The organism is Alicyclobacillus hesperidum subsp. aegles, from assembly GCF_027923525.1.
GTDB lineage: Bacteria > Bacillota > Bacilli > Alicyclobacillales > Alicyclobacillaceae > Alicyclobacillus > Alicyclobacillus aegles.
The window spans coordinates 43,007-69,077 of record NZ_BSBJ01000002.1 but is presented as its reverse complement, the minus strand read 5'-3'; the positions used below and the strand labels follow the sequence as shown (position 1 = coordinate 69,077).

The following is a 26,071-nucleotide window of genomic DNA, read 5'->3' as shown; positions in this document are numbered from 1 at the left end:
AAAGCCACGTGAGCGCTAGGACAAACGAACACAGCACAAAGGTTGCAACAAAGACACCTGAAGCGAAGTTTGGTCCGAGCGAACACATCTGCAGGCCGAAGGCCGAAGCCGTGTGAGCGAGGAGCAAACGAAGCATGAAAGTCTGGTGACCATAGCGGAGGGGAAACACCCGTACCCATCCCGAACACGGACGTGAAGACCTCCAGCGCCGAGAATACTTGTCTCGAGAGGGACTGGGAAGGCAGGTCGTTGCCAGGCAAGAGAGGACAGAGTCAGGCGAAGATGCCTGGCTCTGTTTTGCTATATGCACAATTCCCCGCCCACTTCCCCGAGAACAGAAGCTCAGCCCCGGCCGAGTGCATCTGTACGCAAGGCTGAAGCCTGTGAGGCCCTGATACGTATATCCTCTCCAGAAACGCTCACGATAAGTTGGTACAGGATAAGGAGGGGTCGTGTGGAAGACGAGTTGGATTATGTTGAACTGGCTGTCGCGGAATTCAAAGACGGTTTAGGCTGGTTTGCCGAGCGCCTTCCAGAGGTGGGCAGGCAGTTCATCTCATATGCAAATGCCTGCTTTCAAGATGGTGAGCTCTCCGAGTTGACGAAACACCTGATTGCCCTCGGAATTGCAGTGCAAATTCAGGACGAGTATTGTATTCTATTTCACGGTCAAAATGCGCTCAGATTAGGAGCTACTGAAAAGCAAATCCTCGAAACACTCGGTGTATGCGGGGCATTCGGTGGTGGCGCGGCTTTGTCACAGGCGGTTACGTTGGTGCGCGACTTGCTCGATTCTCAGGGTCGGGTGGAAGCCCATTAACACGTGCTTAGGTGTAAATGTGAACCTTTGCGGCGGGACGAATCCCGCCGTTATGGTTTAGCCACGTTTGACGAAGAACGGAAGTGCGTCCGCACCACACAGGCGTGCGTAAACAAAGAGCTGCCCTTTGTGGTGTATTTCATGGTCGAGATTCGTTTGCAACAGCGCAGCTGCTGGTAACTTGGCACCAAACAACTGCGTCATGTCCACGAGATTGGCGAACTGATCGTCCGTCATCGAAGCGATTCGATCGTGTGTCTTTTGTGTCCACTCTGAAATGGACGATTCAAGTGCGCTCAGCGTGGATAGGTCGGGCTTTTCAGGGCGTGTGCCAAGATGGCCTAAGGCTGCCGAATCGGCGAAGAAGTAGCCGGTCGAGACGATGTGCCAAACGAGATCTGCAAAACTCATCGCGCCTGCCCACGGTTGGAAATTGAGGTGTTCCTCACCAACGGCTTTGACGAGGTCGGTCAGTACATCGCGGTGTGCGTGCCAGTGTCCTAAATAGCTTTCAGCCTTCGTCATTTATAAAGCTCCTTTCACATTGTAATTCGCTTTCAGTCTAACACGATCCGCTATTCTTACAAAAAACAAGTTGTCAATGATTTGGCTTCCTGTACAATTGTGAAGGGTGTCAACATTCCTTGAAAGGCAGGACATTGGATGCATCTTTTACAGGTCATCATCTACGGTATCGTACAAGGTATTACCGAGTTGTTCCCAATCTCAAGCGTCGGACATGCCGTCATTCTTCCGTACTTGTTCCATTGGACGCAATTCTCGGATTCAAAGGTATTTCTCCCATTCGTCGTGATGTTGCATCTTGGCACAGGTCTCGCACTCCTGATTTATTTCCTACCGGAGTGGATTCGCTTGATTGCTTCCTTGTTCATTCGCGATCGGCGTGAAGAGCGAAAGACGTTCCTGTTACTTGTTGTGGCAACCATTCCGGCCGCCATCTTGGGAAAGCTGTTTGAGCACAAGTTACAGGCACTGTTTCCGTCTGCGTTGTCGGCATCCATCTTCCTTATCGTCAATGGCCTTATCCTGTTTTGGGCCGATGCGATGCGCAAACGCCGCCGACGTTCGAGCGAGATCGCCGATATGTCGTACCGGCGCAGTTTTTTGATTGGCGTCGTGCAGGCCTTCGCGCTCATCCCGGGATTCTCGCGCAGCGGTATCACCATGACGGCGGGGCTTGGCAGCGGCCTTTCCTATGATGAGGCAGCCCGATTCAGCTTCTTGCTTGCGACGCCGGTCATTTTGGGTGCTGGCGTCTTGGAAGTGCCTAAGATGTTGCACGATCACAATCATCAAATGTTGCATTATGGTCTACTCGGGGGCTTGTTTGCTGGTATTCTCGCTTTGCTCAGTACAGCTTTTCTTATGCGTTACTTTCAGAGTAGCGAAGTGCGTGCACTACGGCCGTTTGGCTGGTATTGTATTGTTGTAGGAATTGTCGTTGCTGTCATGTCCATGGCAAATCTCCATTTTTAATTGACACCACGATGAGGGCGGGTACAAGGTTGCCCGCCTGCGTCGTGTCGGGTGATTCGAGGCACGAAATACACTGGTTCAGTGGCCGGAATGGGGTGGTTTTATGGCAGTGGTGCAAGGGGTGCGCGAGCAAGGTAGAATGAACCGGGATGCGGTGTGGAGCGTCTGCGGCACGCACGTTCTGAATGACGTATCTACGACAGGGCTTGTCCCGGCACTGACACAGATGTATAAACCTATCTACCATCTCAATTATACGCAGATAAGTCTTATCGTACTCGTCTCCTATCTGGCATCCTCCATTTCCCAACCTTTGTTTGGGGCGTGGGCGGATCGACATCCGCGCGCCTGGATGCTGCCGCTTGGTCTTTTTCTTTCGACGATAGGCATTACACTCACAGGTATTGCGCCGAGCTACACGATTTTGCTGATCTTTGTGGCGATAAGTGGGCTTGGATCGGGGGCGTTCCACCCTGAGGCATCGCGCGTGACACACCTTGCAGCGGGTCGCGTCAAGGGCCTTGCGCAAGCTATATTTCAGGTTGGTGGCAACGGGGGGCAGGCCATTGGGCCTTTGATCGTATCCCTCTTTTTGTTGTCCACCGGCATTCATGGCGTCCTATGGATGTTTGTGGCGGTGGCCTTGGGACTCATTCTGACCTTGCGCCTGTATCCTTGGTACCGGGATGGGCTACGGGACTATGGTAAAAAGATGCGCGAAGTGGATGGGGAGAATCAGATTGGGGCGGTCGTTTTGCTCGTGATCGTCATCGTTCTGCGATCCTGGTGCCAAATCGGCATTGCGCAGTTTATGCCGTTCTACTACGCACACAAGTATGGGATGGGCTATCATCTGTCGGATGTGTTCACGTTCGTCTTTTTAGGTGCAGGTGCCATAGGTACGTTCATTGGTGGCGCATTGGCGGATCGCATGCCGAAACAGCGCATCTTGTTGTACTCCATGTTGTGTTCAATTCCGTTCGGGCTTGGCCTGCCGTTTTTCAGTGGCCTTTGGGCGCTTGTCGTGCTGATTCCGTTTGGCTTTTTCATCCTCTCTTCGTTCGCTGTTACGGTCGTGTATATGCAACACCTGCTACCCCGGAACATTTCACTCGCTTCAGGACTAACGATTGGTTTCGGCGTCGGGGCAGGCGGGATTGGAGCGACGTTTTTCGGTATTCTGGCCGATCACGTCGGATTGTCTACGGTGTTCTACATTCTTATGTTTGTTCCAGTTGCAGGCGCGCTTTTGTCTCTGTTTTTACCGAACGACCATAAAACCAGGGCGAAGGTCGCCTAGTAGATACGGTATCTTCGCGAGTAAATTCAAATCGGGAGCAGGATCAGCCAGGGCTGTGTCTACCGCCGAAAGCAAACGGTGGAGACGCAGCCCTGGTGCCATTAGGTGCGCGGTTTTAGTTGGGAGAGCACGATGGAAGCCGGTAACGGGCTATCCGGCGAAGGATAAATCCAGAGATTTTGCTTCGTCGGAAAACCTGTAAATTGTGAGTCGTTATACTCGTACCACAAGGCGCCGTCCAGTAGACAGATGACGGGGAGCTGTTGCGCCACGATGTGCTCGACCTTGTACAAGTCCTTCTTTTGTTGGGCGAGATTTGTGGTCGCCGAATAGTTGCTCAGCGCGGCATCGACTGCCGCATTGTGAAATCCCTCGAGATTAAAGTTGCCGTTTGTATCCAGCATGTCGTAGTAGGTCGTGTACGGTGTCGGACCCGTGTTTGTCCACGAGATGGCGAGCGCATACTTGGGGATCTGTCCTTTGCCTGGGTCAATCAAGTTATAATAGGCTGCGTAATCCTTCTGGTCGACCTGTACAGCAATACCGACTTGCTGTAATTGTTGCTTGATTAGCAGCGCATCCTCGTCCCAATCGCTCCAACCGGAAACGGTAAGCAGGTCGAAGGAAAGTTTCTGACCGTTCTTTTCAAAGATACCATCTGAGCCTCGATGAAATCCTGCCTTCTCCAAGGTTTCGATGGCTAGTTTGTCATTGACCGTAAATGATTTTTCGGATGGCGTGAGATCAGGTGCTTCCCAAGCTTGGTCGTTGGGCAGAACCAGGCTCGTTGGCGTGCCAGGCTTTTCGTATCCCGTCTCACCCTTTGTCGACAGGACATTGCGATTAATAGCGTCGTTGATGGCTTCGCGGACGGGTAATTGGGCAAGCAGGGGATTGTGTAGATTTGGGTACAACTCGACTGGCTCACTCGGCGGGAAGTAGTAGTGATTGTGCGCTGGATCTGCTTTTACGAAAGTCGTTTCGATATTGGGAATATCAATGCCGCCGTATTGAATTTGACCGCTAGCGAGTGCCAGGTCCGCGCCCTGGTTGCCACCATACGCCGGGTAGCTCAGCGTCTGAACCTTAGGTTTCCCGCCGTAGTACAATGGGTTTGCGGTGAATTTATAATCTTGCGGCGAGAAGTAGGACACCTTGAATGGGCCAGTGCCGATTGCATTTTGCGATGTGATTTTTGCCTTTGTCGGATCCCCAAGAGATTTCCATTGTGCCTCGGGAACGATGTATGTGGATCCTAGCACGTACGTTTCGGCGAACGGAATATTGGCGGTTTTAAACTGAAAGACGACGGTGTGTGGGCCAGTTGCCTTCACGCTCGTCAACTGCTGCCATATGCCATTCGTGTCCGCGTCTGGATACCGCTTCAGTTCCATAAACGTAAAGACGACGTCTGTCGACGTGAATGCTTTCCCGTCTTGCCATTTCGCGTTCGGGCGGAGTTGAACAGTCAGCGTCTTGTTGTCGTCACTGAATTTAAAGCTTGTGCCAAGCAGGTTAAATTGTTTACCAGTGACCGAGTCGAAATAAAACAGCGGCTGATACACGTTGCCTATCGTTCCGCCCAGTGCCGACGAGTCAAACGGATTGAAATTGTCTTGCCAGGATGGCGTTGGGTTGCTACAGACTGTGAGGGTGGTGCCTGAGGAGATGCTGGCTTGACCAGGTAATGACGTCGTTGTTTTTGACGATCCGGCGCTTGCTACGCCAGCGTATGTTCCGCCTGCGACGACGACCGCAGCTGCCACGGCGATGCCGGCGACGTACTTTCTCTTCATCTGCATGTAGCCCCCTTTTTGACAATTGCGAGCATTTGCCATACCAAGCTATGTGCTTGTTTCGTTTCGCCTGCGGCGCACATGGTTTTGGCGTTTTGCTCTTATCTTGTCGAACTTCCGTCTTGCATGAGTTGGTTGTCAGACCTGCAATCCTTATAGGAACAACCCGCTCACGGAACTGATCTTACGCTTCTGAGTAAGCGCTTTCAATACCCTTTTGCAATTTTCTATATAGGATACGTAGACTCTATTGTGCGTTCGCTTCCATCCACCTTTGCGTCCGCACATACTCCTATCTTATACATTTCCTTTATCTCTCTCACACGCTTCCGTTACACTAGAAGTGTGGCGTCACGAGCGTGGCTGCCGTTCAGGCGATGTGCGACAGGAAGGAAGGATGTTGGGCATGGATCTGGGTATTCGCGGAAAAGTGGCAATTGTGACCGGAGGTAGCAAGGGGATCGGACTGCGTACCGCTCGTCTGCTCGCCCTGGAAGGCGCGCAAGTGGCGATTTGCGCGCGTACAGAAGCGGCCCTGCAGACAGCCGCGGCGTCTATCGAACAGGAGTCGGGTGGCAAAGTGCTGGCTATACCGACCGACGTTCGCGATCCCGCTCTATGCCGGAACTTTGTCGAACAGGTACATAGCCATTTTGGACGGATCGACATTCTCATTAACAACGCAGGTACGGCAAATGCCCACGCTTTTCTGGAGGTCGACGAAGAAAATTGGCACGGTGATTTGGACTTAAAGCTGTTTGCCGCCATTCATTGTTCACGTGCCGCAGTGCCGTATATGGAACGGCAAGGGGGCGGCGCCATTGTCAATGTGGCAGCCGTCGGCGGCAAGACGCCCGGGGCTTCTTCATTGCCGTCTTCTGTCAGCCGAGCTGCTGGTCTTGCGCTGACGAAAGCTATGAGCAAAGATTTGGGGCCGATGGGTATTCGCGTAAATGCCGTTTGTATCGGCCAAATTCGTAGTGCTCAAATCGAAAACATGTGGCAGCAAGCGTACCCTGACCTCGCGTGGGAAGAGTTTGCCCGCCTGCCGCAGCACGGGATTCCACTCGGCCGTATCGGCGACACGGATGAAGCTGCCCGGGTCATCGCGTTCCTGGCCTCGGATGCAGCTTCGTATATCACGGGTACAGCGCTGAACATCGACGGAGGCTTGGCGGCGGCGCTTTAAGAAGCTGTCCGGCGGGCCCGTAAGGGCCCCGCTCAGACGCGTGGAAGTAACCCGCGATGGCCAAGCATGGCCAGTCGGTGGCCTCTCACCCAAACGTTTAGTGCCGCTTTAGCCATGCTCCGATGCGTCGGGCCGCCTCCTGCAAGACGTCGACGTCGCGGACAAACGCCATCCGCACGTAACCTTCGCCGCGCGGGCCGAAGGCGATGCCAGGCGTCACCGCAATGCCCGTCGCACGTAACAAATTCAGTGCAAACGGGTAAGAGTCTTCTCCATTCGGCGTCTTGGCCCATACGAACATGGTCGCAGCAGGCTTCCTGACCTCCCATCCGGTTTCGACGAGTGCACCGCAGAACGCGTCCCGTCGCTCCATATAGGCGATCCGCTGGCGCTCATAGCCGTCCCAGGGCTCGCGCAAGGCCGCGATCGCCGCGCGTTGAATGGGGAGGAACACGCCAAAGTCCATATGCGACTTGAGTTTGCGTAGGCAGTCCAATGCGGTTGGGTTGCCGACCGCATAGGCGATGCGAGCACCGGCAAGATTGTAGGTCTTCGACAACGAGTTAAACTCGATTGCCACGTCCTTTGCGCCGGGAATGGAAAGAATGCTGATGGCCTCATTGCCGTCAAATACGAGTTCTGAATAGGCGAAATCGTGGACGATGAAGATATCATGTTGGTGTGCCAAGCGAACCACGTGCTCGAACATCTCGCGCGTCGCGAGACCCGCCGTGGGATTGCTCGGATAATTGAGAATCATCATCTTCGCCCGTTCCAAATCTCGCCTCGACAGATCGTCAAGACGCGGATGAAGCGTATTGGGATCGACCGGAATGGGCATCACCTCGCCGCCGGCCAGACGCACGCCCGCCTCGTAAATCGGGTAGCCGGGGTCGGGGATGAGCACGAGATCACCCGGGTTGATGAACGTCAACGCGAGATGGCTCAGTCCTTCTTGCGATCCCGCGAGTTGCAGCACCTCGTGCACGGGGTCGAGGGTGACGCCATAGCGCTCGTAGAATGCTGCCACAGCCTCTTGAAACGCGGGCAACGCAGTGATGGCATATCCGTATTGGTTTGTTTCGGCTGCGTGTTTTGTCAGCTCCGCGATGGCGTGCGCAGGCGGTGGGAAATCCGGACTACCGACGCTGAGATCGATGACATCTTCGCCAGCTGCCAGCCGTTGACCTTTGGCTAAGGCGAGGTCTTGAAATACGCCTTCGGGCAAACTTTGCAGGCGTTTGGATGGGGTGATCATAGGCCTTACTCCTCGCTCGCGATATTGTGACGTCGGGGCTGATAAGCTGCGCCCCCTCTTTCCAGCATACAAAGATCTTGAGGAGTGTCATAGACTTGACGTTGCGAATTGGATTTTTAGCATCCTATAACGGCTCTGGTATGCGTGCGGTGGTACAGGCCATAGAGGCTGGGCATCTCGACGCCACGCCTGCTGTGATTATCAGTAACAATCCTGACAGCCAAGCTTTGGTGTTTGCGCGAGATCGGCAACTGCCACACGTCTGCATCAATGCGTATCGCGCGGGTGGTGAGGATGCCGCGGACGCCGAAATTGCGCGAACGCTTATGGAGGCACAGGTAGATCTGGTCGTTTTGTCTGGCTACATGAAGCGCATTGGGCCCAAAACGCTCGCGGCCTTTGCCAATCGCATTCTCAATATTCACCCAAGCTTATTGCCGAACTTCGGAGGGCAAGGCATGTACGGCATGCGCGTGCACGAAGCCGTGATCGCAGCAGGTGTGCAGGAATCTGGTGCGACCGTACACGTCGTCGACGACGAATACGATCACGGCCGCATCCTGGCGCAAGCCCGCGTGCCTGTGCTGCCAGACGACTCTGCGCAATCCCTGCGCGAGCGTGTGGCAGAGCAAGAAGGACCTCTTTATGTACAGGTTCTACAGCGGATCGCGCGAGGCGAGTTGTATCTGGTTTGATTTGGATAGTGCGTGCGGAGTGTGATACCCTGTTTGGGTGAACAGTCAACCTGGGGGTGTGCGTGGTGCTGGCAGTCACCATGTCGTCATTTGGAGAGCCGGACGTTTTGCAAATCTCTGAAGTGGAGACGCCGCGGCCCGGTCCGGGAGAGGTTCTGGTGCGCGTGCGTGCGACGGCCTTGAACCGAGCCGATTTGTTGCAACGGCGCGGCCTTTACCCTCCGCCGCCGGGTGCCTCAGAGATTCTGGGGCTCGAAATGGCCGGGGAAGTGGCAGAGCTCGGCGAGGGCGTGACGTCCGTCAGCGTTGGGGATCGCGTCTGCGCATTGTTGCCTGGTGGTGGGTACGCGCAGTACGCATGTGTCCCCGCAGGCATGCTGATGCGCTTGCCGACCAACTTGACATTTGCGCAAGGCGCGGCGATTCCCGAAACCTTCCTCACCGCTTACCTCAATCTGTTTGTGTTGGGGCGTTTATCGCCTCGGGAAACGGTGCTTGTGCATGCTGGGGCAAGTGGCGTGGGGACGTCCGCCATTCAACTGATCCGGTTGGCTGGCGCCAACTCCATCGTCACGGCGGGTACAGAGGCGAAAATTGAGCGTTGTCTGAGCCTTGGCGCGCAAGCGGGATGGAATTATCACGATGGCTCGTTTGTCGATTTTGTCCAGAAACATACAGATGGGCGCGGTGCGAATATCATCTTTGACTTTATCGGCGCGCCGTATTTTGCAGATAATATCGCTTCCCTCGCTATCGATGGGCGGCTTATCGTGATCGGTACGATGGGTGGCACGAAGGTCGACGCGCTGGATCTCGGTCAATTGTTGGGACGTCGACTGCAAATCATTGGTACGGCGCTGCGTTCGCGCTCACTCGCCGACAAAATTGAACTGACGGCCGCATTTCAAGCGTTTGCCGGGGACGCCTTGGCCAATGGAGAGGTCGTCCCGGTGGTGGACTCTGTTTTCGATTGGCGAGACGTGCAGGAAGCTCATCGGTATATGGAGTCGAATCGGAACACGGGTAAAATTGTGTTGAACGTCAACTGAGACCTATGGATTGGAGCAGTGTCAGGCTGAGATAAAAAACACCGCAGCCAAAGAGCAGGAGCAGCATGTTGCGCGGTTGCTCCTGTGCGCGCACGAACGGGACGAGATCGGACGTTGAGATAAACAAGAACGTGCCAGTGGCAAGCGCCATGATGATGTTGACGCTGGGGCCGCCAACGCTACCGAGTACGACCGCCGTGATGGCACCGACGATGGTGGAACACGTGAGCAGGAAGGCCCAAAGAAACGCCCGTCGGCGTGAATTCGATGAATTCAGGCTGATGGCGCTAATCGTAAGGCCTTCCGGCACTTTATGTAGCGTGATCGCGACAAACATGAGGATGCCCTCGGCGCGATTCGCAGCGAGTGCCCCTGCGATCACGACGCCGTCCATGAACGTATGAACCATCATGCTGACCAGTGCAATGGTGCCACCTTGCATGGCGGCCGTGTGTGCGTGACCTGTGGCGTGGCTGTGCGTGTTTTCGTGGTTGCGACTGTGGCGTATGATCTCGAGTGTGAGCACGAGCAGATACCCAATCAGCATATAGGTAACGCCGAGTTTTGGCATCGTGTGCAACGTGTCGGGAAGTCTATCGAGCAGCGTTGCGCCGAGCAAAAATCCGGCGCCGATAGAAGTAAACGAAGCCAGCGTACGCCCCTCGAATTGCCGGACGACGGTGAGCGCCCCGCCCACTGTGTCCGCCATCGCGGCTAGTGCCGATAAAAACAATGCGAGCCAAACGCTCGTCAATCGAAATTCCTCCCCACACAGCTAAACCATCTTATCTCCTGCAGGGTTACAAATATGACAGGCACAACAGGATCACAGTATCGCCAAAAGGGGACGCTGTCAATTTAGACCGTTGCTACCCGCCACCTGTCCTCCCAAGCTGCTATGTGGATCGAATACGATCTAGCATCAGCGGCGAGGAGGTGCAATCGCAATGTACGGTGAATGCTTTGGAGCATACACCCGCTGGGCAGTTGTGTTCCTCATCATCTTTGTCCTTTTCATCCTGTTGGTTCCCTACGCTGGGACGGCCGCTGCGTATTGAGAGGAAGGCCACACGGTTGTGTGGCCTTTGGAACGTGGACAAGCCCATGGATGTGGGTAAATGAAGTTGGTGCGCTTCGACAAATTTCTGCATGACTCGCTTCGAAACTTCCCCGAAACAAAGGCGATATTAACATTTGTCACAGAGCGGCGTGTCAGCATTGAATTTCTTTTGATTGCCCGCGCGCTCAGAGGCTCGTATAGTTCTAACCGGAAAGCGATTTCAGCTCAAAGGAGGGTCACACATGGCAAGTCAGGCAGTGGTTCAGAACGTCGCCCAAGCTGGCAAGGCCCGTGCGGGCATGCAGAAGTTTGGCGGCTTTCTCGCCGGCATGGTCATGCCAAACATTCCGGCGTTTATTGCATGGGGCTTGATTACGGCATTTTTTATTCCTACCGGATGGACGCCAAACGCGAAGCTTGATGAACTCGTATCTCCGTTTGTATCGTTCCTGATTCCAGTTTTGATTGGCTTTACGGGTGGTCGCCTCGTGCATGGCAACCGCGGCGCGGTCGTCGGTGCCATTGCGACGGCGGGCGTGGCGGTCGGCGCCACGCAGCCGATGTTTATCGGTGCTATGATCATGGGGCCGCTTGGTGGCTATTTGATTAAGCAGTTTGACCGTATGCTCGGAGATCGGATCAAGGCTGGCTTTGAGATGTTGGTCAACACGTTCTCCGCGGGTATCATCGGTGGCGGTCTCGCCATTCTTGGCTTTTTGGTCGTACAGCCGGTTATGGATGCTGTCTCGACCGCGTTGGGGGCTGCCGCACTTTGGATTACGCATATTCACCTGTTGCCGTTGATTGCTCTCTTTATTGAGCCCGGCAAGGTTCTCTTTCTGAACAACGCCATCAATCACGGCATTCTTGAGCCGATTGGTGTGCAGCAGGCGAAAGAAACAGGGAAGTCTATCTTCTTCCTGCTCGAAACGGATCCAGGCCCGGGACTTGGCGTTCTGCTTGCATACTGGATTTTCGGCAAAGGCACCATTAAGCAATCCGCACCTGGCGCCATTTTGATTCAGTTCTTTGGCGGCATTCACGAAGTGTACTTCCCGTACATCCTGATGAAGCCGGTACTCGTTCTGGCGGTCATTCTCGGTGGGATGGGTGCAGATGCGACATTCATGTTGTTGCACGCTGGTCTGGTTGCAACCCCATCGCCAGGCAGCATTTTGGCCGAAATTGCAATGACGCCAAAAGGCGGCTATTTCCCAGTGCTTGCAGGCATTTTCGTCGGTGCCGCCATTTCGCTTATTGTCGCGTCGTTTTTCCTCAGCCGCTCCAAGGACGAGTTCAGCGATGACGCTTTGGCGATGGCCCAAGACATCGTTCGCGACATGAAGTCGCAAAGCAAAGCACAGGCCGCAACTGCGACCCAGACGGTTGCAACCGCAGCACCAGTTGGCGCGGCAACAACGCTCACAGGTATTCCGAGTCGGGTTATTTTTGCCTGCGAAGCAGGTATGGGTTCGAGTGCGATGGGTGCTTCGATCCTCAAGAAGCGACTAAAGGAAGCCGGTTACGACATTCCGGTCGATCACGTGCCAGTCAATCAGCTTCCCGTCGACGCGAAGGTGGTCTTTACACAAAGCAGTCTCGCGACGCGGGCCAGCCAAGTGGCGCCGAACGCGAAGATCTACATCGTGAACAACTTCTTAGACAAGAATACGTACGATGCGTTTGTAACCGAACTTGACCAACTCAAGAAGTGATGCGAGGTGCGAATGGCCAGCACACTGACCGACCGACAAAAGCACATACTCTATCTGATCCTTGACAGCGAACAAGGCATGGATGTAGATGGATTGGCGCGCCGACTCGACGTGAGTCGGCGCACCGTGCATCGCGACCTCCAAGCCATCCAAAGTTGGGTTGACACGTTTGGGCTGCACCTCGAAACTGCGGACGGCAAAATTGCATTGACCGGAGCAGTTGCGGGAATGGAGCGCATGCGTGCGGCGGTTGGGGAACTACCGACTGCGCTTGCGATCACGCCCAAAAGCCGCGAAGTCTTTGTCGCCCTCGATTTACTCATGGAAGAAGGGCCGATGAAGCTCGCTTATTTGGGCAAGCAACTGCGGGTAACGCCAGCAAGCCTGAGTCATCAGCTAAACGATGTTGCGGCATGGTTGCGCGATCGCGGACTGCACATGATCCGCCGCCAAGGCTATGGAGTTGAGGTGACAGGGGACGAAGAGCGCCGTCGGGAAGCACTCGCCGAACTCGTGCACGCACAAATCTCACCCATTGATTTGATGAAGCTCATGCACGCGGATGCGTCAAAACGCATGCGACATCCGTTTTATCCTTGGCTTGAACGTTGGTTTGCACCGCAACGCCTGGCCGATGTGGAGTCGGTGCTGCAGGAAGAACTACGAGTTGTTTCGCCGCCGCTCGATGAAGCGGCGTTTTACAGTTTCTTGTTGCACGTGTTGCTTGCATGCGCACGCATCGAGCAAGGAGGCGCTTTGTCGGATCAGCTTGGCGAGAACGTAGATGAATCGCAAGACGAGGTCGTCTGTCGAGCCATTTTGCGCCGCGTATTGCCGCAACTGCCACCGGAACCAGCCGAGGTACACTACTTGGCGAAGCATTTACGTGGCGCCAAGGTGCGGATCGCTGAAGATGTGCGGCTTCTGCCGATGAACCTGACGGCTATGGATCTGGCGTATCAGTTGACGCGTGAATTGGAGGCGAAATTGCAGATTTCACTGAGCGGAGATCGCGAACTTCTCGCCGGTGTTGCGCAACATCTCGAACCTGCCATTCAGCGCATGACGTCGGGACTTGGTATTCGCAATCCACTGTTGTCCGAGGTCAAGCGCCAATACCCTGGGTTTTTCGAGGCAGTAAGGGGAGCCTGTGGGGCGGTGCTTGGACGCTATGGCATCGTTGCGCCGGATGAAGAAATTGGTTATCTGACCATGCATTTGGCTGCGGCGTACGAACGTCAATTGGCCGAGCGCGTGTGGCACGTGCGCATTGTCTGTCCCAATGGCATCAGTTCGGCGCAGTTGCTTGCCAGTCGTTTGAAAAAGGAGTTCCCGAATGTCCTGGTTGTCGGTATCGAATCGCTACATTCACTGCAGGAGACGGGCTGTGACTTCGTCGTTGCGACGACAGCCATCGAGGGCATGGATTTGCCTGTCGTGGTCGTCTCTCCGTTTCTGCCCCCAACCGATGTCAAGCAAATCGAGCAATTGATTTCACGTCTTGAACGCGAGACGGACGGTCCGCGCCGGACCGAGGCGAGTGAGTTGGACGCACGGCATTTGCATCGTGCGCTTTCCGTGGCCGAGCGAATTTGCAGTCAAATCCTCTTGCGCGAGATAACAGGTGCAAGACTTGCGGACGTCATTGAACGAGCAGCCCAGGATGCCGTGCAAGTCGGCCATGCAGTCGATGCCGCTGGCGTCAAACAGGCGATTTTGCAACGCGAGCGCTTGGGAAGCATTGTCTTGCCCGGAAAGAAACTCGCCGTCTTGCACGCTCGCTCAAACGCACTGACAGATTGTCATATTGCTGTGTATCGGTTGAAGCAGGCGATTGCCGTCAAGGGGGTGGGTGTGCAGAAAGAGCAGGTTGATACTGTGCTTGTCCTGTTGGCAAAGATAGACGAAGAGTTAGAAGTGATAGAACTGCTGGGGAGACTGAGCGCAGCATTGGTTACGGATGACGACCTCGTCGACGCGCTGCGAACTTTCGACATCGACGGCTTGCAAAGAGAAATGTTGACGTCGATGTACAACCATGAGGAGTGAACAGACACATGCAAGTCCTTCAAGTTTCGAATGTATTGCTCAATGTTCCGTCTGAAAGTAAAGAGGACGCCATCGCGCGGGTTGGCAACAAGTTGGTGGAGAACGGTTATGTTGCAGCGCCATATGTGGAAGGCATGCTTCTGCGCGAGCAGTCGATGACGACGTACATTGGCAACCAGGTGGCGATTCCGCACAGCATGCCTGAATACGTTCAGTATATTCAACAGTCTGGTATTGTCGTAGCCCAATATCCCGATGGAGTCGATTTTGGCGGCGGGAATGTTGCCAAGCTGGTCATCGGTATTGCTGGCCGCGGCGAAGAACATATGGAAGTGTTGTCGCAAATTGCGACTGTTTGTATGGAAGAGGAAAACGTCGAAAAGTTGGTACGGGCGCAGACAGTCGAAGAAGTGATGGCCGTGCTTGGTGGTACGTTATGAAAAAGGCATTGCATTTTGGTGCAGGCAATATTGGCCGAGGATTCATCGGCATGGTGTTGTGTGACAATGGATACCACGTGGTCTTCGCGGACGTCGTGCCGTCGCTGGTCGAACAGTTGGCGGCTGCGGGATCGTATCGCGTGATCACATTAGATACAGAGATTGAAACAAAGGAAGTTGCGGGTGTACGTGCCGTTTTGCTTGGCTCGGAAGCGTGCCGAGAAGAACTGGTGGACGCTGATCTGGTCACCACCGCGGTCGGCCTGGGCAACTTGGTGCATGTAGCTGACGTGCTCGCCGACGGCTTACAGCGTCGGATGCAGCGCAATCCTGAGCCGATGCTCAACGTGATCGCTTGTGAAAACGCAATTCGAGCGACATCGACGTTGCGCGATCTCGTCTACGAGCGCGTCGACGACGAAGTCCGGACGTGGTTGGACGGACACGTCGGCTTCCCTGATGCGGCGGTTGACCGCATCGCGCCCAATCGCGATGGTTATGCAGTCGAGCCACTCGATGCTGTCGTCGAGCGCTATTTCGAGTGGGACATCGAGCAGCCAGCGGTGCGCGGCGAGTTGGCATTGTCAGGGGCAACGTTTGTTCGCGATTTGGGACCATACTTAGAGCGCAAGTTGTATTTGGTCAACGGTGCTCACGCCGCGGCGGCCTATGCAGGCTATCGCCGTGGACATCAGACCGTGCGAGAGGCGATGCAAGATCCCGCAATTGCGCAACTGGTTGCCGACGTTCAGGAGGAGGCGGCACAGGGACTGACGAGCGCCTACCCCGATTTGACGCTTACAGGCTTGCGTCAGTATGCCAATACCGTGCGCACGCGTTTTCTGAATCCACATGTGGTCGATCACGTCGATCGCGTCGGGCGCGATCCGTTGCGTAAACTTGCGGCTTCGGACCGGTTATTTGGGCCACTGCGATTGACGATGGCGGCAGGGCGGAAGGCGCCAGCGCTCACGAGCGCGATCGCATTTGCGCTCAGCTACGACAACGAGCAAGATGAATCGGCGCAGAAGGTTCAGCAAATGATTCAGGAGCATGGGGTCAGCCGGGCCATCGCGCAAATTGCTGGCTGCACCGATGAAACTGTGGTAGCCTCAATAGTTAGGGAATATGAACGAATTCAAGGAGGCATCTGGGATGGAACGGCAAGTTGAACTGAAAAATCCGTCAGGGCTGCACGCACGGCCCGCGTCGTTGTTTGTCGCGGAAGCGAACAAGTTTGCATCGGAGATCTTCGTCGAAGCGAAGGGCAAGCGCGTCAATGCAAAGAGCATTTTAGGGTTGCTCACGCTCGCCATCAGCCAGGGGACGACCATCAAAATCATCGCTGAAGGGTCCGACGCCGAACAGGCTGTCGAAGCGCTGGTCAACTTGGTTGCCAGCGGCTTTGGCGAATAAGGCGGGTGTCAGACGTGGGAACGCGTTTTACCGGTATTGCCGCGTCGGACGGCGTCGCCATTGCGCCTGCCTTTGTCCTCTCGACTTCGGTACAGGCAGTCGAGGAGCGGCGGGGCGTCCCTATCGGCCCAGAGATTGAACGCTTGGAAGTCGCCTTGCGGGCTGCCAAAGGTGAACTTGAGTCGCTGCGGGAAACGGCCGACGCGAAACTCGGCGCCGAGCATGCGCAGATTTTTACGGCGCACATTCAGATCCTGGAGGATCCTGAATTTGCCGGCGCCATCCGCGGCGTGATCGAAGGGGAGCAGGTTAACGCCGAATTTGCGCTTGATCAGGTTGCGAAGCAGTTGATTGCGCTGTTTGAGCAAATGGACAACGAGTATATGCGCCAGCGCGCGGCAGACATCAAGGACGTCAGCCAGCGCTTACTGACGAAGTTACAAGGCAGTTCGCAAAGTTCGTTGGCCGATATTCAAGAGCCGGTTGTGCTGGTTGCCAACGATTTGGCGCCATCGGACACGATTCAGCTTGATGCATCGCTGGTGCGCGCATTTGTAACGGACATTGGCGGGCGGACATCGCATTCCGCGATTATGGCGAGATCGCTCGGCATCCCCGCTGTAGTGGGTTTGGGCGAGATCACAGCCAATGTGCAGGCGGGACAGCTCATTGCCGTCGATGGTGCGGCCGGGCTCGTCGTTGTCGAACCAGATCCGGAAGAGCAGGCTTCGTTCAGCAGCCGCGCGGCGGGGGAAGCGGAGGCGAAAGCTCGTCTGTTGGCACTGAAGGACGAGCCGTCGCAGACTCTTGATGGCCGCCGCGTCGAGTTGGCTGGTAACATCGGTACCCCGGCGGACGTTGCGGCAGTGCTTGACAATGGGGGCGAGGGCGTTGGCTTGTTCCGCTCCGAATTCCTGTATATGAATCGCCAGGACGCGCCTTCTGAGGAAGAGCAATTTGCGGCGTATCGCGAAGTTGCCGAACGGATGGGAGGCAAACCTGTCATTGTACGCACGCTCGATGTCGGCGGGGACAAAGAGATACCGTACCTCGACCTGCCAAAGGAGGCAAATCCATTCCTTGGCTACCGCGCAATCCGCGTGTGCTTGGACCGCACAGAGTTGTTTGACACGCAATTGCGGGCCATCTTGCGGGCTTCGCATTATGGCAAGTTGCGCATCATGTTCCCGATGATCTCGACCGTTACAGAGATTCGGCAGGCAAAGGCGCGCGTTGAAGCGGTGAAAGCCGAGTTGCGAGCGGCGGGCACACCTTTTGACGAGAATATCGAGATTGGGATCATGATTGAGATTCCTGCGGCGGCTGTCGCGGCGGACTTGCTCGCCAAAGAAGTCGACTTTTTCTCGATTGGCACGAACGATCTCGTTCAGTATACGATGGCTTGCGATCGCATGAACGAACGTATTTCTCATCTGTATCAGCCTCTGCATCCAAGCGTTTTGCGGCTGATCAAGATGGTCATCGACGGGGCACATCGGCATGGCAAGTGGGTTGGCATGTGCGGCGAACTGGCCGGAGAATTGAGCGCCGTACCCGTACTTTTGGGCCTTGGCCTCGATGAGTTCAGCATGAGCGCCGGTTCCATTCTTAAAGTCCGTGAACGGATCCGGGGCTTACGTATGGATGAGGCGCAGACGTTGGCCGCTGAGGTCTTGGAGCTCGACAGTCAGGAAGACGTGTTGAAAAAAGTGCAAATCTGGGCGTGATTTCCGAAAAAACGATATTAAAAGGCTGGGCCTCGCCCAGCCTTTTAATATCGCAGCTGCGCCATTATTCAAGGCAGCCGTCCAACCCTCTTTGTCTTCATACCAGTTACTCGATACCCCCTATCGGCCAAGAACAATTGCGCTCGCCAAGGCAAGCCCTGTAAACAGCGTCAAAGCATCTCGTCTATCCATGCGTGAAGGCCGGTAACTGTCGGCAGGGAACCCGATATGAAATACGCTTCGCGCCGCCATCGCGTCTGCGGTTGTTTCGCCAACGCGTAATAAACGAATCAAAAACGGTGAGAGCACATTGGCAATTTGCAGTGCGGCGAACGGCAGACGATGAATATTCCGTTTGTCCCAAGTGAGCGTGCGAGCCTGATAGGCTCGGAGTTGCAAGCGGTACATCTGATCGATGGCTGGAATGAAGCGACAGACTAAGGTTGCTGTCCAGCCGCACACGCGGCACCAATGAACAGGTAAACCAAGGCGCCTTGGGATATCGTGAATGGCTGCGCCAAACGCCAAAGGCGTGAAGTCGCTGACGAACAATTGTCCGAGTTGAAGAAAGCACCAATAGGGTACGACGTAACGCAGTGTGCGCAAAAATGCAACGAAGTGAAACGCCCATTGCACATGAAATGGCGGCCCAAGTTCAATCCCGGCGATGGCACTTGCGAGGAGCGCAAAGGTTACCCAAACTCTACTCAGCCGCAGCGTCATGCGCCAAGATGCCCGGAGCATAACCAGCATGATAGCTGTAGCTACAACCGCTACGGCGTCCCCGAGACGCGTATGAACAAGTGCGATGGTCACTGTCATCGCAGTTAACGCCAGCCATCGACTCATCGGATGCCCGAGATCACTTTTTTCCGTTGTAACATTCGCAGGCAGGCAAACAGGTTCTTGCCGTTCAGATCCTATGCCCGAAGCCTCCAACCCGCGTGCACTTATACTTGAGCATGCAGCTTCGGCATTTTTGCCAGCTTGGCACACGGCTGTTGCCATCTCGTCGGCATCGTACAGCCCCATGTCCGCGATAAGGCCTGCCGCGTGTAGGTGGGCCGCCACGCGCAGCATCGGGGGCAGACCAATACCAGCTTCCAGCAGCAGCTCCGGGTGGCGAGCCAGATCGCGCCCCAGTCCATCAAACTGGATACTTCCACTGGCGAGCACGATCACGCGCGTTGCAAAGGTAAGCATCTCGTCGAGATCGTGTGTCGCCGCAATGACAGACCCGCCGGCTTCGACGTGGTGCGCCAGTGCGTCGAGCAATGCACGCCGCGCGTCTGCGTCAAGGCCGGCCGTCGGCTCATCGAGCAACAAAAGCGGCGGCTGGCTGGCCTTAGCCAGGGCATACGCAAACTTGCGTTGCATGCCTGTGCTCCAGCGCAAAGGCACATCCACCGGCTGAACGTGCCCGAGTCCGAGCGGTTTAAGATGGTCATTGCGGATATCGGCCCACAATTGTTCGACTTCGCTTCGCCGCCGCTGTAAGCTAAACGCAAACTCCTCCACTGCCGTTGCGGCGAAGAGCCCTGTCTCCGGCGACTGATAAAGATAGCTTGCACGAATTGTACCGCCTGATTGCGGCATTTCGCCATAGATCACTTGTCCGCTGGTTGGCTCCATCATCCCAGCCAGCACGTCGAGCAGGGTCGATTTACCCGCACCGTTGGCACCTGCGAGCACGATCCATTCTCCAGGTCCAACCGCCAACGAGATGTCGCGAAGTACCTGCTTGCCTTCGCGATCGACGCCAATCTTAGCGGCATGCAAGTACATGTTGCAGTTCCTCCGTCCATTCCATCTCGGTAACCGGTGCGAGACGCAAGCCTAGACGTTGATTCGTCGATCGCGCGGCGCGCACGAGAAATGGCGGCTCAAAGCCATGCTGTTGACAAGGCGTCGCGGCGCCTCGCTCCGAATAGAAAAACGATCTCACGGGCAAGTCGTCAACCAATCTCCCAGCCTCCAGTACGAGCACCCGGTCGGCGGCTAACACGTCTTCCATGTCGTGGGTTATGAGCAGGATCGTCCTGCCTTGTTCAGCGAGATCGCGAAAGAGCTGACGCATCGCTTGTCGAGCAGCGGGATCGAGCTCGGCTTGTGTTTCGTCCATCACGAGAATGTCAGCCCCTGACGCTATGGCACTGGCGATGCAAAGCCGAGCCACTTGGCCGCCGGACAAGTGATGGACTGGGGTGGTCAGTGGCAAGTCGAGGCCGAAGCGTCGGCATAGTGCGTGCATCTCCGCTTGCATGTGTCGAACGTCGCTTTCCACTTCCCCTCTTTCAGAAGGACGTGCTGCCAGGGCAATGGCCAGTTCCTCTGCAATCGTGGCACCGAGGAGCTGGGTACCAGGTGGCTGAAATCCCATTTGCACGTGCCTGCGCTGTGTCGCGAGAGGTTGTCCGAAGACCTTCACAGCCCCGGCTGCAATCGGGATGAGGCCTGTCATTACGCGTGCCAATGTCGTCTTGCCGGCGCCGTTGTGACCGACGACGGCGACCACTTGGCCGGCCTTAATCGCAAACGAGACGTCACAAAGGACGTCGCGCGTTGCGCCGACGCGTCTGACAACGACGCGTTCCCATTCGACAGACATTGCTACAGATTTCATCGCTCATGTTCCTCGTCAGCAGGAATATTGGATCTAGCGCCAATTGTTAACCTGTGATATATACTAGGTTAACAATTAGATTTTTGCAAAGGGGAGCGATGCATGAAGTTTCGTGGATTGATTTTCTGTGCCCTGTTTGTCGCATTGTTTGCCGTTCTAAGTCTAGTTCAGTTGCCGATTGGTTCTGTTCCTATCACCTTGGAGACACTTGTGATCATGGTGTGTGGTGCCTTACTTGGCCCGTGGTATGGTGGACTCACGTTTGTTTTGTTGATTGTGCTCGATCTCGCAGGGCTTCCGTTGATCGGTGGCCACGCCGGGCCAAGCCTGTTGCTCGGACCAACAGCCGGTTACATATGGGGATGGCCGTTTTGCGCGTTTTTCGCGGGCTTCGTGGTGCAGCGGATGCCAGCGGGATCGCGCGGAGAGTGGTGGAAACTTGTCCTCGTGTTATTCTTTCTAGGCGACTGCATCTGTTATATTCCGGGTGTCCTTTGGCTGCGACATGCGGTGCCGTCGCTTAAGCCATGGGGGTCTGCGCTCGCAGGCGGTATGTGGCCCTTTTTGCCGGGGGACTTTGTGAAGGCCGTAATAGGTGCCATCATCGTGCAACGCGTGCGTCGTGTCTACCCGACAGAGCGCATTGTCGGCGGCGACCGTTTCGTCGAGGCAACCAAATTGTGATTGGGGCTGGCGACATGCCTGCCCCTTTGTTCATTGCGTCGATGCTTTTTCTTTCACTGCTGGTGCGGGGCGGTTCACGAAGTAGATGCTCACGAGCACGAGAACGAGGCCTACGACGAGCGATAGTGTGAGCGGCTCGCGCATCAGCAACGCACTTGCAAAGGCAGAGATGAGTGGAATAAGAAACGTGTAAGAGGCAACCTTCGTGGCTTCGCCGGAGCCAATAAGCGTAAAATAAACAAGCCAGCCGAGAGCGATGACGATCACGGAAATGATGGCGAACAGCGCGATGAATTCACCGGTCCAGCGAATGGACTGCAGTGGTTCGATGGCGCTGCCTATGCCGCTCATCAGCATGCCGCCGATAACCAGTTGGATGGCGACGAGCCATACCGGATCGACCAGGCCGGACGTCTTTTTGACGTAGACTGTGCCAATCGCCCAGGAGACGGAAGTCGCCACGGCCAAGATGATGCCGATGCTGGAACTGTGCACGCCGCTAAGACTACCGAGGCTGATGACGCCGACACCTACGAAACCGAGCACGAGGCCGGCTACTTTCCATGCGTGCATCGGGTCGCCAAGCCATAACCAGGACAGGATGCCAACGAGCATGGGTTGTAAGAAGACGATGGCGGAAAAAAGGCCTGATGGCAGATAAGCTAACCCAATCGTCTGAAGTGCGTAATACAGGATGATATTAAACAAGCTGGAAATGAGATAGATATACCAGTTTTTCCGAAGGTTTAACTGCCCAGGGCGGGTGATCCTGGCCACGATAAGCAGGATGATGCCTCCGGCAAGCGTACGCATGCCCGAGAACAAAATGGGTGGCGTGAACGCCAGGGCCATTTTCGATAACGGCCAATTAAAGCCCCAAGCGGTCACAAGAAACGCGACCATCCATGCTGTGCGAGCGCCATGGGTTCGCATGGGTTACCACTCCTCCCGCGTGACATACCCATCTATGATAGCGCTGGCCGCACAGGAAGCCAAATGGCATTTATCGGTCCAAGTGAAATGGTAAACGTTCAGGGTGAGTGTATATAGATGCCGACTTGGATCTTCGATACCATGTGGTTTTCGTCGAATACAAAAAGGCGACGGAGAACCATCCCGCCGCCTTTGCAACCATCCATCTTAATATGCTACTGCTCCGCCAGCGCAGGAACCGCCGCCGCCCCAATAGGGAACCAGCAGAATGAACAGGACAAAGATGATCAGGAACACAACAGCCCAGCGGGTATATCCCCCAAAGGCGCCTCCATCGTACACGCAGATTTCCCCCTTTTCATCAATAGCCGACTGCACCGCCAGCGCAGGAGCCGCCGCCAACATAGCCCGGTACGAGCAGGAAGAACAGCACGAAGATAATCAGAAATACAACAGCCCACCGTGTGTATCCGCCAAAGGTTCCGTACATCGCAATCCCTCCCTTGAACCCGACATGGTGCAGGTTATGTCATGAAACAAATGACAGAGCAGGGCGGATGGAGGGGGTAAGGAGCACATTTCCACGCGCAAAAAGATACGCGCAGCATTGACACCTTCTACTGGGTAATGGCATAGAGTGCATCCTGACTCGAACATCAATCGGTTTTTTCAGAGAAACATTGTTGCCGATGATGGGTTCGGATGAGGGAGATATGATGTGTATTGTGCTATTTCATAACGGCCCTATATTAGGTCCGCAGTTGCTTGCGACCTGGCAGCAGCTAGCCCATCAATCGAGTGGGACTGGCATTCTGAATGACTGCTCACTCGACGAATTGGAACAGGTTGACGTACAACTCGTGATCCTGGCGTCCGATATGCTCTCGGAATTTGAACGGTCGGTGCTGGACAAGTGCAGGTCGTTGCAGATTCCCGTCCTGCCTGTGCTTGGGCGAGGAACGACTGCTTTCTTGGGTCCACTCGAAACACCGGGCGTCCCAGGCTGTGCGACGTGTTTACAGTTGCGGTGGGAAAACAGCTTTGAGCGTAGTGTTCTACAACATTTCTTTGGCCAACAAAGTGGCACGCTGATAGAGGAATTGGCAGAGCCTTTCGAGATGTCGGCAATGGCAATGGAAAGGCTGTTCAATTTGGTTGTGCAAGAAATACAGTCTATTCTGCAACCTGAGGGAATGCCTCATTCACGGGGACACGTTTGTGTATATAGCGACGAAAATGCCGAGTGGGTTCCCGTCCTTCCGAATCACGATTGCCCGCGTTGCGGGCTCATACCGGATGATTATCCCGCGCTTGCACAACTTCAGTTTGCGTCATGTCCGCTCGACGACGAAGAGGCGTTACGGGTGAAGAACATTGATTACGAACAGCTGAAGCGCATGTTCTTTCACTCCGAGGTGGGCTACATCTCCGTTATTCATGAGCACAGCGACGATACAGCGTTCGCTCAGGCCGCGGCGTTCATATATGCGCCTGGCGGTGCGGAGATTGCCGGCTATGGTTCTGGTCCGACACCCACCGCCGCAAGGCAATCTGCCATGCTGGAAGTGCTGGAACGCAGTTGCGGATTTCAGGCGGTAAATCGAAAGCCTATCGTCTTTGGCAGGTATGCGGAGCTCGCGGAAAATGCCATACATCCGTCGCGTTTCGGTTTACATTGCTACGAGTTGCTACCATCTACGTATTCATTTTTAGAGCCCTTTGATGAAGAAAAGAAGTATTCGTGGGTCTGGGCCTATTCGACGAGACAGAACATACCAGTCCTCATCCCTGAGCAAATGGCCTATTATGGGCCAACCGCCGATGAAAGGCGGTTTGTCACCGAGTCGTCGAATGGATGCGCAATCGGAGGAAGTGTAGAAGAGGCCGTACTCCACGGAATTTTCGAAGTCCTTGAGCGGGATGGATTCTTGAACATGTGGTACGCAAAACAGCCAGTTCCCGAATTGACCATAGGCGCTCATTGTCCCGCGCAAACGGCACATATGCTCCACATATTGGATGACATGGGCTACGAAGTACGCCTGTTTCAATTATCACCCGATCTCGATATACCAGTCGTGTGTGCCGTGGGTATCCATCGCTTGCACCAATACCCGAAAGTGGTCAGCGGGTCGGCGTGCCACGCAAACCCTTATCAAGCCGTTCATGGTGCACTGCGCGAACTGACAGTACAAGTGTTCAATCTGCGCCGTTCATCAGAGGCAAGGCGCAATCAAGCCCGGGCGATGTTCAAGGATCCGCGCACTATCAGGGACATTCTCGACCACAATGCCGTGGCAGCGTTGCCTGAGGCGTACCCGCGTTGGGCGTTTCTGTTGGAGTGTACTAGGCAAAGGCCTGTGCAATCCGTCGAGGAAACGTATATGACTGCAGCTAATCGGTATCAACTGGCTTCCAGAGACATTCGGCTTATCCTCGACGCCGTTGTTCGCGATTTACATCACCGGGGGTTCGACGTTGTCGTATTTCAACAAACGAGCGCGGAATTATCATACGTCGGACTCTCTGCGGTCAAGGTTCTGATTCCGGGCATGACGCCGATCACATGGGGATATGGTCTGCAACGAGTACGAGGGTTGTCAAGGCTGTTTGAGCTATCCTATCGTCTGGGCTATGCCACGCGCATATTAACAGAAGACGATTTGAATCCGGACAGTCATCCGTTTTCGTAATGCGGTTGTTGGTCGCCTCGTCCATTGGCCCCCGGGCGTTGTTTGACACGTGGCCATCACGCGTCAAGAGGCACAATAGGGCTTCGCAAAATGCGTCCAGCCGCATACGATGTATCAATACCGCGTAAGCGAAATGGCCTCTGCATGTCGAACATGGCGCAGCATAATGCGCCATGATAATCATCTTGGCAGACAAGACAGTTCCCCAGTATAATGAGCCTAATCAAGTGGTGATGGGGCTCACCAAAACCGCCCGCGAGGGCTGATGGCTCCTGCAACATACCGATTGCACTGCAATCGGTGGTTTGCAGGGGCCTTTTTCGTGTGCGGAAGAACTTTGGGGGGAGATTCGCATGCAGGAATGGAAGCGGATTGCCGCGGTCTTTCTGGGCGGTGCCATCGGGGGTCTACTACGAGCGCTGATCAGTGAAGGTATGGGGGGCTGGGGGAAGTTCCCTATTGATGTTTTGCTCATTAACATCACCGGCTCGTTTTTGTTAGGCGTCATTCAGCACACAGCGTTCAGACGCATAAGGCCTGATTGGCTGGTCGTGGGACTTGGTACAGGCGTCATGGGCGGATTCACCACATTTTCCACCTTTGCTGAAGGCAGTTTACATTTGTTCAGTCAAGCACCCGTCCTTGCGTTCACCTATATACTGGCAAGTGGGCTTTGCGGCCCGGCTGCGGCCTTTGGTGGACAGTGGCTGATGGCTACTCTGACGCAAGCGACGAAACAGCCGACCGAGGAGGTATCCGCGTGATTGGTACGACGCTCTGGTTGACCACCTGCGGGTCGGCATTCGGTGCTCTTGCACGATATGAAGTGGGTAGACTGGTTGGGGGTTACGCTCGATCCGCCTTCCCGTGGGGGACTTGGCTGATCAATATGTTGGGAACTGCACTGCTTGGCATCTTCGCAGGTCTGTTTGCGGTGACTGCACCTTCCTTGTTTATCGTGCTTGGCGCGGGCTTCTGTGGAGGGTTCACAACGTTTTCCGCACTCTCAGTGGACACCATCACATTGTTTCGCACAAATCGCATGCTTTCCCTCGTCTACCTCGTGAGTTCACTTGGGCTGGGCCTCGTCGTTGCCTGGCTCGTGCAACTTTGGCTGTAGCCTGGCG

General features: G+C 55.2%; 25 protein-coding genes, 1 rRNA gene and 1 riboswitch. Of the genes, 17 read left to right on the top strand and 9 right to left on the bottom strand.

Annotation, left to right across the window (positions count from 1 at the left end; translation table 11 throughout):
• Positions 1-141: 141 nt before the first annotated feature.
• Together rrf and QMF38_RS01180 are read left to right on the top strand one after the other, a co-directional pair.
• Positions 142-258 (top strand): 5S ribosomal RNA (gene rrf, locus QMF38_RS01185).
• Positions 259-454: 196 nt separating this feature from the next.
• On the top strand, positions 455-820 hold the full coding sequence (locus QMF38_RS01180; protein WP_058095182.1) for a carboxymuconolactone decarboxylase family protein: 366 nt from the start codon (positions 455-457) through the stop codon (positions 818-820).
• Positions 821-877: 57 nt separating this feature from the next.
• Here QMF38_RS01180 and QMF38_RS01175 read toward each other — a convergent pair whose 3' ends face one another.
• Positions 878-1,345, bottom strand: a complete 468-nt coding sequence (locus tag QMF38_RS01175) for a DinB family protein (RefSeq protein ID WP_281758380.1) — start codon at positions 1,343-1,345, stop codon at positions 878-880.
• 138 nt (positions 1,346-1,483) lie between these two features.
• On the opposite strand from QMF38_RS01175, the gene QMF38_RS01170 reads away from it, so the two are divergent.
• Both QMF38_RS01170 and QMF38_RS01165 read left to right on the top strand, forming a co-directional pair.
• On the top strand, positions 1,484-2,317 hold the full coding sequence (locus QMF38_RS01170; RefSeq protein ID WP_281758378.1) for an undecaprenyl-diphosphate phosphatase: 834 nt from the start codon (positions 1,484-1,486) through the stop codon (positions 2,315-2,317).
• Between the two features lie 103 nt (positions 2,318-2,420).
• Positions 2,421-3,617, top strand: coding sequence for an MFS transporter (locus QMF38_RS01165; RefSeq protein ID WP_281758377.1), 1,197 nt, complete (start codon positions 2,421-2,423; stop codon positions 3,615-3,617).
• 101 nt (positions 3,618-3,718) lie between these two features.
• Here the strand turns inward: QMF38_RS01165 and QMF38_RS01160 are convergent, their stop codons facing one another.
• Positions 3,719-5,413, bottom strand: a complete 1,695-nt coding sequence (locus tag QMF38_RS01160) for an ABC transporter substrate-binding protein (RefSeq protein ID WP_390853758.1) — start codon at positions 5,411-5,413, stop codon at positions 3,719-3,721.
• A 406-nt stretch (positions 5,414-5,819) separates the two neighbouring features.
• Here QMF38_RS01160 and QMF38_RS01155 point away from each other — a divergent pair, with 406 nt between their 5' ends.
• Positions 5,820-6,602: an SDR family NAD(P)-dependent oxidoreductase gene (locus QMF38_RS01155; protein ID WP_281758373.1), complete on the top strand. Its 783-nt coding sequence runs from the start codon at positions 5,820-5,822 to the stop codon at positions 6,600-6,602.
• Positions 6,603-6,699: 97 nt separating this feature from the next.
• On the opposite strand, the gene QMF38_RS01150 is transcribed toward QMF38_RS01155, so the two are convergent.
• Entirely contained in the window at positions 6,700-7,860 is a 1,161-nt protein-coding gene (locus QMF38_RS01150) for an aminotransferase class I/II-fold pyridoxal phosphate-dependent enzyme (RefSeq protein ID WP_281758371.1), read from the bottom strand.
• 95 nt (positions 7,861-7,955) lie between these two features.
• Here QMF38_RS01150 and purN point away from each other — a divergent pair, with 95 nt between their 5' ends.
• Positions 7,956-8,555 carry a phosphoribosylglycinamide formyltransferase gene (gene purN / locus QMF38_RS01145; RefSeq protein ID WP_281758369.1) on the top strand — a complete coding sequence of 200 codons (600 nt, stop codon included), beginning with the start codon at positions 7,956-7,958 and terminating at the stop codon, positions 8,553-8,555.
• A 65-nt stretch (positions 8,556-8,620) separates the two neighbouring features.
• Positions 8,621-9,604 carry an NAD(P)H-quinone oxidoreductase gene (locus tag QMF38_RS01140; protein WP_281758367.1) on the top strand — a complete coding sequence of 328 codons (984 nt, stop codon included), beginning with the start codon at positions 8,621-8,623 and terminating at the stop codon, positions 9,602-9,604.
• On the opposite strand, the gene QMF38_RS01135 is transcribed toward QMF38_RS01140, so the two are convergent.
• Positions 9,597-10,358, bottom strand: coding sequence for a ZIP family metal transporter (locus QMF38_RS01135; protein ID WP_281758365.1), 762 nt, complete (start codon positions 10,356-10,358; stop codon positions 9,597-9,599). The two genes, QMF38_RS01140 and QMF38_RS01135, sit on opposite strands and share 8 nt — an antisense overlap.
• Before the next feature lie 548 nt (positions 10,359-10,906).
• Between QMF38_RS01135 and QMF38_RS01130 the strand changes: the two genes are divergently transcribed.
• From QMF38_RS01130 to ptsP, 6 genes are read left to right on the top strand one after another with little or no spacing between them, the layout of a single operon-like run.
• Positions 10,907-12,379 (top strand): PTS mannitol transporter subunit IICB, encoded by a 1,473-nt coding sequence (locus QMF38_RS01130; protein ID WP_281758363.1) that lies wholly within the window; start codon positions 10,907-10,909, stop codon positions 12,377-12,379.
• Positions 12,380-12,391: 12 nt separating this feature from the next.
• Complete coding sequence (locus QMF38_RS01125) at positions 12,392-14,428, top strand: BglG family transcription antiterminator (protein WP_281758385.1); 2,037 nt, start codon at positions 12,392-12,394, stop codon at positions 14,426-14,428.
• Between the two features lie 8 nt (positions 14,429-14,436).
• Positions 14,437-14,868, top strand: a complete 432-nt coding sequence (locus QMF38_RS01120; protein ID WP_281758362.1) for a PTS sugar transporter subunit IIA — start codon at positions 14,437-14,439, stop codon at positions 14,866-14,868.
• Positions 14,865-16,040 (top strand): mannitol-1-phosphate 5-dehydrogenase, encoded by a 1,176-nt coding sequence (locus QMF38_RS01115; RefSeq protein ID WP_281758360.1) that lies wholly within the window; start codon positions 14,865-14,867, stop codon positions 16,038-16,040. The genes QMF38_RS01120 and QMF38_RS01115 overlap by 4 nt, the downstream gene beginning before the upstream one ends.
• A complete protein-coding gene (locus QMF38_RS01110; protein ID WP_006446445.1) occupies positions 16,024-16,284 on the top strand; it encodes an HPr family phosphocarrier protein in 261 nt (86 codons plus the stop codon). Before QMF38_RS01115 ends, QMF38_RS01110 begins: the two co-directional genes overlap by 17 nt.
• Before the next feature lie 14 nt (positions 16,285-16,298).
• Positions 16,299-18,011 carry a phosphoenolpyruvate--protein phosphotransferase gene (ptsP, locus tag QMF38_RS01105; RefSeq protein ID WP_281758358.1) on the top strand — a complete coding sequence of 571 codons (1,713 nt, stop codon included), beginning with the start codon at positions 16,299-16,301 and terminating at the stop codon, positions 18,009-18,011.
• A 120-nt stretch (positions 18,012-18,131) separates the two neighbouring features.
• On the opposite strand, the gene QMF38_RS01100 is transcribed toward ptsP, so the two are convergent.
• Positions 18,132-19,796, bottom strand: coding sequence for an ATP-binding cassette domain-containing protein (locus QMF38_RS01100; RefSeq protein WP_281758357.1), 1,665 nt, complete (start codon positions 19,794-19,796; stop codon positions 18,132-18,134).
• Positions 19,777-20,634, bottom strand: coding sequence for an energy-coupling factor ABC transporter ATP-binding protein (locus QMF38_RS01095; RefSeq protein ID WP_281758355.1), 858 nt, complete (start codon positions 20,632-20,634; stop codon positions 19,777-19,779). Before QMF38_RS01095 ends, QMF38_RS01100 begins: the two co-directional genes overlap by 20 nt.
• 102 nt (positions 20,635-20,736) lie before the next feature.
• On the opposite strand from QMF38_RS01095, the gene QMF38_RS01090 reads away from it, so the two are divergent.
• Positions 20,737-21,318, top strand: coding sequence for a biotin transporter BioY (locus QMF38_RS01090; protein ID WP_281758353.1), 582 nt, complete (start codon positions 20,737-20,739; stop codon positions 21,316-21,318).
• Positions 21,319-21,348: 30 nt separating this feature from the next.
• On the opposite strand, the gene QMF38_RS01085 is transcribed toward QMF38_RS01090, so the two are convergent.
• The 3 genes from QMF38_RS01085 to QMF38_RS01075 form a co-directional block, all read right to left on the bottom strand.
• Positions 21,349-22,251, bottom strand: coding sequence for a DMT family transporter (locus QMF38_RS01085; RefSeq protein WP_281758351.1), 903 nt, complete (start codon positions 22,249-22,251; stop codon positions 21,349-21,351).
• Positions 22,252-22,458: 207 nt separating this feature from the next.
• Positions 22,459-22,593, bottom strand: coding sequence for a hypothetical protein (locus QMF38_RS01080; protein ID WP_272942621.1), 135 nt, complete (start codon positions 22,591-22,593; stop codon positions 22,459-22,461).
• A 19-nt stretch (positions 22,594-22,612) separates the two neighbouring features.
• Positions 22,613-22,741 carry a hypothetical protein gene (locus tag QMF38_RS01075; RefSeq protein WP_269744870.1) on the bottom strand — a complete coding sequence of 43 codons (129 nt, stop codon included), beginning with the start codon at positions 22,739-22,741 and terminating at the stop codon, positions 22,613-22,615.
• Between the two features lie 226 nt (positions 22,742-22,967).
• Between QMF38_RS01075 and QMF38_RS01070 the strand changes: the two genes are divergently transcribed.
• From QMF38_RS01070 to QMF38_RS01060, 3 genes are all read left to right on the top strand, one after another.
• Positions 22,968-24,944, top strand: coding sequence for a TOMM precursor leader peptide-binding protein (locus QMF38_RS01070; RefSeq protein WP_281758347.1), 1,977 nt, complete (start codon positions 22,968-22,970; stop codon positions 24,942-24,944).
• A 220-nt stretch (positions 24,945-25,164) separates the two neighbouring features.
• Positions 25,165-25,226: riboswitch (Fluoride riboswitch) on the top strand.
• 71 nt (positions 25,227-25,297) lie between these two features.
• A complete protein-coding gene (locus QMF38_RS01065; protein WP_281758346.1) occupies positions 25,298-25,708 on the top strand; it encodes a fluoride efflux transporter FluC in 411 nt (136 codons plus the stop codon).
• Positions 25,705-26,064: a fluoride efflux transporter FluC gene (locus QMF38_RS01060; RefSeq protein WP_281758344.1), complete on the top strand. Its 360-nt coding sequence runs from the start codon at positions 25,705-25,707 to the stop codon at positions 26,062-26,064. The genes QMF38_RS01065 and QMF38_RS01060 overlap by 4 nt, the downstream gene beginning before the upstream one ends.
• Positions 26,065-26,071: the final 7 nt, after the last annotated feature.

What these genes read in the sequence shown, in the direction of transcription:
- QMF38_RS01165 (WP_281758377.1), top strand. Translation starts at nt 2,421, where the DNA reads ATGGCAGTGGTGCAAGGGGTGCGCGAGCAAGGTAGAATGAACCGGGAT.
- QMF38_RS01095 (WP_281758355.1), bottom strand. Translation starts at nt 20,634, where the DNA reads ATGAAATCTGTAGCAATGTCTGTCGAATGGGAACGCGTCGTTGTCAGA.
- QMF38_RS01130 (WP_281758363.1), top strand. Translation starts at nt 10,907, where the DNA reads ATGGCAAGTCAGGCAGTGGTTCAGAACGTCGCCCAAGCTGGCAAGGCC.
- QMF38_RS01155 (WP_281758373.1), top strand. Translation starts at nt 5,820, where the DNA reads ATGGATCTGGGTATTCGCGGAAAAGTGGCAATTGTGACCGGAGGTAGC.
- QMF38_RS01120 (WP_281758362.1), top strand. Translation starts at nt 14,437, where the DNA reads ATGCAAGTCCTTCAAGTTTCGAATGTATTGCTCAATGTTCCGTCTGAA.
- QMF38_RS01115 (WP_281758360.1), top strand. Translation starts at nt 14,865, where the DNA reads ATGAAAAAGGCATTGCATTTTGGTGCAGGCAATATTGGCCGAGGATTC.
- QMF38_RS01100 (WP_281758357.1), bottom strand. Translation starts at nt 19,796, where the DNA reads ATGTACTTGCATGCCGCTAAGATTGGCGTCGATCGCGAAGGCAAGCAG.
- QMF38_RS01090 (WP_281758353.1), top strand. Translation starts at nt 20,737, where the DNA reads ATGAAGTTTCGTGGATTGATTTTCTGTGCCCTGTTTGTCGCATTGTTT.
- QMF38_RS01085 (WP_281758351.1), bottom strand. Translation starts at nt 22,251, where the DNA reads ATGCGAACCCATGGCGCTCGCACAGCATGGATGGTCGCGTTTCTTGTG.
- QMF38_RS01065 (WP_281758346.1), top strand. Translation starts at nt 25,298, where the DNA reads ATGCAGGAATGGAAGCGGATTGCCGCGGTCTTTCTGGGCGGTGCCATC.
- QMF38_RS01075 (WP_269744870.1), bottom strand. Translation starts at nt 22,741, where the DNA reads ATGTACGGAACCTTTGGCGGATACACACGGTGGGCTGTTGTATTTCTG.
- QMF38_RS01070 (WP_281758347.1), top strand. Translation starts at nt 22,968, where the DNA reads ATGTGTATTGTGCTATTTCATAACGGCCCTATATTAGGTCCGCAGTTG.
- QMF38_RS01170 (WP_281758378.1), top strand. Translation starts at nt 1,484, where the DNA reads ATGCATCTTTTACAGGTCATCATCTACGGTATCGTACAAGGTATTACC.
- QMF38_RS01125 (WP_281758385.1), top strand. Translation starts at nt 12,392, where the DNA reads ATGGCCAGCACACTGACCGACCGACAAAAGCACATACTCTATCTGATC.
- QMF38_RS01160 (WP_390853758.1), bottom strand. Translation starts at nt 5,413, where the DNA reads ATGAAGAGAAAGTACGTCGCCGGCATCGCCGTGGCAGCTGCGGTCGTC.
- QMF38_RS01150 (WP_281758371.1), bottom strand. Translation starts at nt 7,860, where the DNA reads ATGATCACCCCATCCAAACGCCTGCAAAGTTTGCCCGAAGGCGTATTT.
- QMF38_RS01175 (WP_281758380.1), bottom strand. Translation starts at nt 1,345, where the DNA reads ATGACGAAGGCTGAAAGCTATTTAGGACACTGGCACGCACACCGCGAT.
- QMF38_RS01110 (WP_006446445.1), top strand. Translation starts at nt 16,024, where the DNA reads ATGGAACGGCAAGTTGAACTGAAAAATCCGTCAGGGCTGCACGCACGG.